Raw genomic sequence first — 1,358 nt, forward strand, 5'->3', positions numbered from 1 at the left:
ACTAATATGCTTAACAATTAAAGTTGTTTAAAAATACTCAAAATGGTTTATTCTCTTGTTTGAATTAAATCGTTTCCAATTTAATTCTTACGCTGTCAATTCAATATGTTTATGAACTTTTCTGTATTCCTTAAGATGTTATTTCCTTAAGCGGGTGCAAATATAATTTGCTTTTTTTAATCCCACAAGCTTTAAATGAAAAAATATTTTTTTTTATTTTAAAACTCTCAATAACTACTTTTAGAACGTTTTCCTAAAACTAATAACTTTAAAAAGGTTACGTCGTTTTCGGGGTGCAAATATACAACCCTTTTCCATTCTACCAACACTTATTTTAATCTTTTTTTAATTTAATTTTAATATTGCTTTTTAACAGCTTGTAATCAGCTGTTTATATACTTGAATTTTATTGTGTTTTTTTAATATTATCCTTGGATGATATGTCAGTGTTTGGCTACTTTAAAATCATGTTTTCTGATTGTCAACGCGTTAGGGATAGAACGGTCTGTTTGAGCTCTTTTTTTTATTCTAGCCTTTATTATAAAGAATTATACTTTTAATATGAAATATAGACCTTTTAATGTTGCCATCTACTTTAATAAAAAAAGCGAGTAGTGATAGCCCGACCCTTGGGGAACGCCATAATTAAACTATAAAAAGAAGTTCCAAACTAATCCAAACCTAATCTTGAAATCTCGAAATGGTTGGTTGGGTGCCGAATAATAATTAGGGTCGGTGAAAAGCGCATTGAAATGTTCGGCTTTTAGAAAAATTCTTGTTTGACGGATTTTTGCGTTTACAAAGAAGTCTAACCTAGAGAATCCTCCTAACTCTTGATCATTTTGGGTGTAAAACTCGGATAACAATGGATCGTAGCCGTCCATATTATATGATGAGAAGTAATTAAAGATTACCCCTGTTTGCAAATACATGGCTTTTTTGAATACATGGTTTGAGTAATAAAGCGTATTTCTAGTTACTATTTGTGGTACATTTAATGTATTTGAATCGTCTTGTACGTTTTGATATAGTATGGTATTGTCTAATGCAAAGTTTTTGTATTTAACTTCTTTTTCTAATTTAGCTTTTAGGTAGGTTATCTGATCTGTGTTTTGAAAGGGATTAACAGTTTCATCTTATTCAAAGACTATAATAAAACATCTAATTTTCAAATTTAGTATCTATTGCTGTCACAAATTTGAATTAATTAACACAACTATTTATTAAATTAATTTTATTCTACAGTAATAGTCTTTGGTTTTAATACTAGTAAACTTGTCACATTATGACCTAAATTAAATGGATATGACCTCGTGTATTAAACTCTTATTCTTAATAAATAGATTAACACACTTTGG

General features: G+C 28.5%; 1 pseudogene. It reads right to left on the reverse strand.

What is annotated here, in order from left to right:
• Window positions 1-650: 650 nt before the first annotated feature.
• Window positions 651-1,118, reverse strand: a pseudogene (locus JAO71_RS15690) (putative porin); the annotation flags it as partial.
• Between the last annotated feature and the right edge of the window lie 240 nt (window positions 1,119-1,358).

It is taken from the genome of Olleya sediminilitoris (assembly GCF_016785945.1).
GTDB lineage: Bacteria > Bacteroidota > Bacteroidia > Flavobacteriales > Flavobacteriaceae > Olleya > Olleya sediminilitoris.